5 protein-coding genes are annotated in these 5,492 nt (G+C 69.1%); 3 read left to right on the top strand and 2 right to left on the bottom strand.

Annotated elements, in window-relative coordinates:
- Positions 1 to 467: adenosylcobinamide-GDP ribazoletransferase (locus Q8814_RS24055; protein ID WP_330154490.1), on the top strand; the 467-nt coding region annotated here is incomplete at its 5' end.
- A gap of 26 nt (positions 468 to 493) precedes the next feature.
- Here Q8814_RS24055 and Q8814_RS24050 read toward each other — a convergent pair.
- Positions 494 to 1,600: a branched-chain amino acid aminotransferase gene (locus tag Q8814_RS24050; RefSeq protein WP_330154489.1), complete on the bottom strand. Its 1,107-nt coding sequence runs from the start codon at positions 1,598 to 1,600 to the stop codon at positions 494 to 496.
- Between the two features lie 33 nt (positions 1,601 to 1,633).
- Positions 1,634 to 2,734, bottom strand: a complete 1,101-nt coding sequence (gene gcvT, locus Q8814_RS24045) for a glycine cleavage system aminomethyltransferase GcvT (RefSeq protein ID WP_330154488.1) — start codon at positions 2,732 to 2,734, stop codon at positions 1,634 to 1,636.
- Positions 2,735 to 2,838: 104 nt separating this feature from the next.
- On the opposite strand from gcvT, the gene Q8814_RS24040 reads away from it, so the two are divergent.
- On the top strand, positions 2,839 to 4,350 hold the full coding sequence (locus tag Q8814_RS24040) for a leucyl aminopeptidase (RefSeq protein ID WP_330154487.1): 1,512 nt from the start codon (positions 2,839 to 2,841) through the stop codon (positions 4,348 to 4,350).
- A 295-nt stretch (positions 4,351 to 4,645) separates the two neighbouring features.
- A partial coding sequence (locus tag Q8814_RS24035) for a biotin/lipoyl-containing protein (RefSeq protein WP_330154486.1) occupies positions 4,646 to 5,492 on the top strand: 847 nt, incomplete at its 3' end.

Below are 5,492 nucleotides of genomic sequence, written 5' to 3'. Positions count from 1 at the left end.
CGGAGCGAGCCCGCGAGGTCATGCATTCCGGCGGCGCGGGCCCGTTCGGTGTCGTCGCCCTGATCGTCGTGCTCGGGGTCCAGGCCCTCGCGCTGGGCGAACTCGCCGAAGCGCGCGCATGGATCGCCATTGTGACGGCCGTTGCGGTCGGACGCGTCGCAGTGGTGCTCGCCTGCCGTCACGGGGTCCCACCCGCGGCAGGGAGCAGCTTCGGAACGCTGGTCGCCGGCAGTGTGCGACCGGTCGTACTCGTGGGATGGGCCGTCGCCGCGACCGCGGCGTCGGCGCTGGTCTCGCCGGCGCTGCCGTGGCTCGGCCCGGCCGCCGTGCTCGCCGCGCTGGCGCTGTCGGTGTTGTTCGTACGCCACTGCGTGGCACGGTTCGGAGGCCTCAACGGCGACGTGCTCGGAGCCGCGCTCGAAGGGTCCGTCGCCCTCGTCGCGGTGGTGGCCGCCTGCGCACTGTAACGCTCAGGCGGCCCCCCGCTTCCGCGTCAGGGACGCAGGATGCTCATCCAGCCGTGGGCGTCGGCGAAGGTACCGCGCTGGATCCCGGTCAGCGTGTCGCGCAGAGCCATCGTCACCGGGCCCGGTTCGCCGTCGGCGATGGTGAACTCGCCGTCCTTGTCCTTGACACTGCCCACCGGGGTGATCACCGCGGCGGTGCCGCACGCGAACACCTCGGTGATCTCACCGCTCGCGGCCTTGTCGCGCCACTCGTCGGTGCTGATGCGCTGTTCGACGACGGGCAGACCGGAGTCCTTGGCCAGGGTCAGCAACGAATCGCGGGTGATGCCGGGCAGCAGCGACCCGGACAGTTCCGGCGTCACCAGCCGGGCGTCGGCACCGGACCCGTACACGAAGTACAGGTTCATGCCGCCCATTTCCTCGACATACTTGCGTTCGATCGCGTCGAGCCACACCACCTGGTCGCAGCCCTGCTCGGACGCATGCGCCTGCGCGACGAGCGACGCCGCGTAGTTGCCCGCGAACTTCGCCGCGCCGGTACCGCCCGGTGCGGCCCGCACGTATTCGCGGGAGAGCCACACGCTGACCGGCTTGACGCCGCGCGGGAAGTAGGCGCCCGCCGGGGAAGCGATGAGCAGATACTTGTATTCCTTCGCGGGCCGCACCCCGAGTGCCGCCTCGGTCGCGAACATGAACGGGCGCAGGTACAGCGAGTCCTCGCCTCCCGCGGTGGGAACCCATTCGTGATCCACGTCGAGCAGTTCGGTGATCGAACGGAGGAACAATTCCTCGGGTAGGTGCGGCATCGCGATGCGCTCCGCCGACCGATTCATGCGCGCCGCGTTGGCGTTCACGCGGAACGAGGAGATGCTGCCGTCCGCCTGCCGGTACGCCTTCAGTCCCTCGAAGATGGCCTGCCCGTAGTGCAGAACCATCGCCGCCGGGTCGAGCTGGATCGGGCTGTACGGTTCGACCTTCGCGTCGTGCCATCCGACACCGTCGGTGTAGGTGATCGACACCATGTGGTCGGTGAAGTACTGGCCGAAGCCCGGGTTCGACAAAATTTCCTGGCGCCGCTCCGCAGAGCTCGGGGAAGGATGCTGAACGCGGGCGAAGTCGAGGACACCTGTCATGACAGACGATCCTAACGAATCGTCGATCGGCGCCTACTTGGTGTGGTCCTCTACGAACGGCGGGGCGACCACCTCGGCGCGCAACGAACGACCGCGCACGTCGACGGTCACCTCGTCACCGGCCGCCACACCGGACGCTGTATCCAGCAGCGCGAGCGCAATTCCCACCTTCCGTGTCGGCGAGAAGGTGCCCGACGACGTCTCCCCGATCGTCGCGTCGTCCTTCAGGACCGTCTGGCCCTGCCGCAGCACGCCCCGGTCGAGGGCCTTGATTCCCCACAACCGTCGCACCGGACCGGCTTCCTTCTCCGCGAGCAGCGCATCGCGACCCCAGAACCGGGGCTTCTTCCAGCCCACGGCCCAGCCGCACCGCGCCTGGACCGGTGAGATCGCAAGCGACAGCTCGTGACCGTGCAGCGGATAACCCATTTCGGTCCGCAGCGTGTCGCGGGCGCCGAGCCCGGCGACCTGCCCGTCCGCCGCGCGCACCGCCGACACGAGTGCCCGGAACAACGCTTCGGCGTCGTCCCAGCGGGGCAGCACCTCGAAGCCGCGTTCGCCGGTATAGCCGCTGCGGCACACCCGCACCGGCACACCGTTCCACTCGGCATCCACGAACGCCATGTATGCGATGTCCGTGGGCAGGCCGAGGCCGGCGAGCACGTCGGACGACTTCGGCCCCTGCACCGCGAAGACCGCGTAGTCGCGGTGCTGATTCGTCACGGTGACGCCGTCGGGGGCGGCCGCGACGAGTGCCTCCACGACGGCTCCGGTGTTCGCGGCGTTGGGCACGAGGAACAATTCGTCGTCCGAGACGTAGTAGACGATCAGGTCGTCGACAACACCGCCGGACTCGGTGCAGCACAACGTGTACTGGGCGCGACCGGGTCCGATCTTGGCCAGGTCGTTGGTCAGCGCCGAGTTCACGAACTCCGCCGCCCCCGGTCCCGAGACCAGTGCCTTACCCAGGTGGCTGACGTCGAACAGGCCGACGCCTTCTCGCACGGCGGTGTGTTCGACCACGGTGCCGGCGTAGGAGACGGGCATCTCCCACCCGCCGAAGGGTGCGAAGGTCGCCTCCAGTTCGACATGGACGGCGTGGATCGGCCCCTGCTGCAGTTCCTGCTCGCTCATGCGCCAAACGCTATCCCACGCCTCGGTGGCGGCCCACCGGACCGACACCGCCTCCCGCGATCATTAGCATCGGAACGATCACCCCTGCTGCATAGGAGTTGCCTGTGAGTGCACCCATCCCCGCCCTTCCCGAACTCGACCTCGCCGGATCGGTATCCAAGCGAGCCGAGGTACTGGTGATCGGACTGACATCCAGCGACGGAAACCCCGAAATTCTGCTCGGCGACGGTCTGATCGACGAGTCCGCCCTCGGCGCCGTGCTCGACGCGTTGCAGGTTGTGGGCGCGACCGGCAAAGGTGAGGAACTGACCCGGGTGCCGGCACCGGAGTCTCTGCCCGTGACGAGCGTGCTCGCGGTGGGTCTCGGCGCTGCGGACAAGGTCGACGCCGAGCAGGTGCGCCGCTCGGCCGGAGCCGCGGCCCGCGCCCTGACCGGGGTGGAGGTCGTGGCGACCACGCTCTCGGCCGTCGACCTCGGTGCCGCGGCGGAGGGGTTCGCGCTCGGTGCGTACACGTTCACCGAGTTTCGCTCCGAGAAGTCTGCGCCCGGCGACGACGCGCAGCCGCCGTCACGGATCGAGCTGCTCACCACGTCTCCGCGTGCCCGCGACACCAAGGCGAGTCTGGCCCGGTCGGTGGCGATCGCGGAGGCCGTGGCCACCGCACGGGAGTTCGTGAACACCCCGCCGAGTCACCTTTATCCGGCGGAGTTCGCCGAGCGGGCCCGGGCCCTCGGCAAGGCCGCGGGACTCGACGTCGAGGTACTCGACGAGAAGGCGCTCGAGAAGCAGGGATTCGGCGGGATCGTCGGTGTCGGTAAGGGCTCGTCTCGGCCGCCGCGCCTCGTGCGCCTGACATACTCGGCGAAGAAGCGCAAGGCGCCGAAGGTCGCGCTTGTCGGGAAGGGCGTCACCTTCGACACCGGCGGTATCTCCATCAAGCCGGCAGCGGGTATGGAGGCGATGACGTCCGACATGGCCGGTGCCGCCGCCGTGGTGGCGACGGTGGTGCTGGCCGCGAAACTGGGTGTCGCGGCGGATGTGATCGCCACAGTGCCGATGGCCGAGAACATGCCGTCGTCGACCGCGCAGCGTCCCGGCGACGTGCTCACCCAGTACGGCGGCACGACCGTCGAGGTCATCAACACCGACGCCGAGGGACGGCTGATCCTGGCCGACGCCATCGTGCGCGCCTGCGAGGACAACCCCGACTACCTCATCGATACCGCGACCCTGACGGGCGCACAGATGGTGGCGCTCGGCACACGCACCCCCGGCGTGATGGGCACGGACGAGTTCCGCGACCGGGTGGCGGCCTTGTCGCAGGAGGTGGGCGAGAACGGTTGGTCCATGCCGATGCCGAAAGAATTGCGTTCCGACCTGGACTCGCGGGTCGCCGATCTGGCGAATGTCACCCCGCATCGCTGGGGCGGCATGCTCGCGGCCGCGATGTTCCTGAAGGAGTTCGTGGCGGACGATGTGCAGTGGGCACACATCGATGTGGCCGGCCCGGCCTTCCACACCGGTGGCCCGTACGGCTACGTCGGCAAGGGCGGTACCGGCGTACCGGTCCGCACCATGATCACCGTGATCGAAGACATCGCCGAACGCGGCTGAGGCCTGCGCCCTCCCGTCACGGCGGGAGGGCGCATCACCGGGCTGTGCACCCCCGCAGTGGGACGGCGCACAAGGTGGTCGGCATGTGAGCCGACACGCCCCTCGTCGAACGCGGGAATCGGATCAGTGCAAGGATGGTCCAGGCCACGCCTCGCCTGGTACGGCCATGCGAACACCCGAAGTACCCGCACGAGGCCCCGTCCTCGAGCACAATGGTCAACGACCACACAATGGTTGCGACCACGAGCGGCAAAACTCAACACACACGACCACAACCGTCGAGGAGTCAACAGACATGACCTTCTCCGTCCAGATGCCAGCGCTTGGTGAAAGCGTCACCGAGGGAACTGTCACGCGATGGCTCAAGCAGGAAGGAGACACGGTCGAAGTCGACGAGCCCCTGCTCGAAGTCTCCACGGACAAGGTCGATACCGAGATCCCGTCGCCCGCTGCCGGCGTGCTGGTGAAGATCGTCGCCCAGGAAGACGACACGGTCGAGATCGGTGGTGAACTCGCCGTCATCGGCGACGCCGGCGAATCTCCCGACTCGGACCAGCCCGCCCCTGCCGCCGAAGAACCTGCCGCCGAAGAGCCCGCCGCGCAGGAGCCGGCCGCCGAGTCCGCTCCCGCGGAGTCCGCTCCGTCCGGTGGCAGCGGCGAAGGCACCCCCGTCACGATGCCCGCGCTCGGCGAATCCGTCACCGAAGGCACCGTCACCCGCTGGCTCAAGGCCGTCGGCGACGAGGTCGCCGTCGACGAGCCCCTCCTCGAGGTTTCCACCGACAAGGTCGACACGGAGATCCCGTCGCCGGTCGCCGGTGTGCTCACCGAGATCACCGCTCAGGAAGACGACACCGTCGAGGTCGGCGGACAGCTCGCCGTGATCGGCTCCGAGGCCGGCGCCTCGTCGTCGCAGTCGGCGCCCGCTCCCGCCCCTGCCGAGGAAGAGTCCACCGAGACCGTCGAGCCCTCCGCGGCTCCGTCGGAAGAGGCGGCGCCCGCGCCCAGCGAGCCGGCTCCGTCCGGTGGCAGCGGCGAAGGCACCCCCGTCACGATGCCCGCGCTCGGCGAATCCGTCACCGAAGGCACCGTCACCCGCTGGCTCAAGGCCGTCGGCGACGAGGTCGCCGTCGACGAGCCCC

Source organism: Rhodococcus chondri (genome assembly GCF_036327435.1).
GTDB lineage: Bacteria > Actinomycetota > Actinomycetes > Mycobacteriales > Mycobacteriaceae > Rhodococcus > Rhodococcus chondri.
The sequence above is the reverse complement of the archived record's forward strand: the minus strand, read 5'-3'. Positions and strand labels throughout refer to the sequence as shown.

Excerpts from the sequence above, each read along its gene's own strand:
- Q8814_RS24050 (WP_330154489.1), bottom strand. The coding sequence starts at position 1,600 with ATGACAGGTGTCCTCGACTTCGCCCGCGTTCAGCATCCTTCCCCGAGC.
- gcvT (WP_330154488.1), bottom strand. The coding sequence starts at position 2,734 with ATGAGCGAGCAGGAACTGCAGCAGGGGCCGATCCACGCCGTCCATGTC.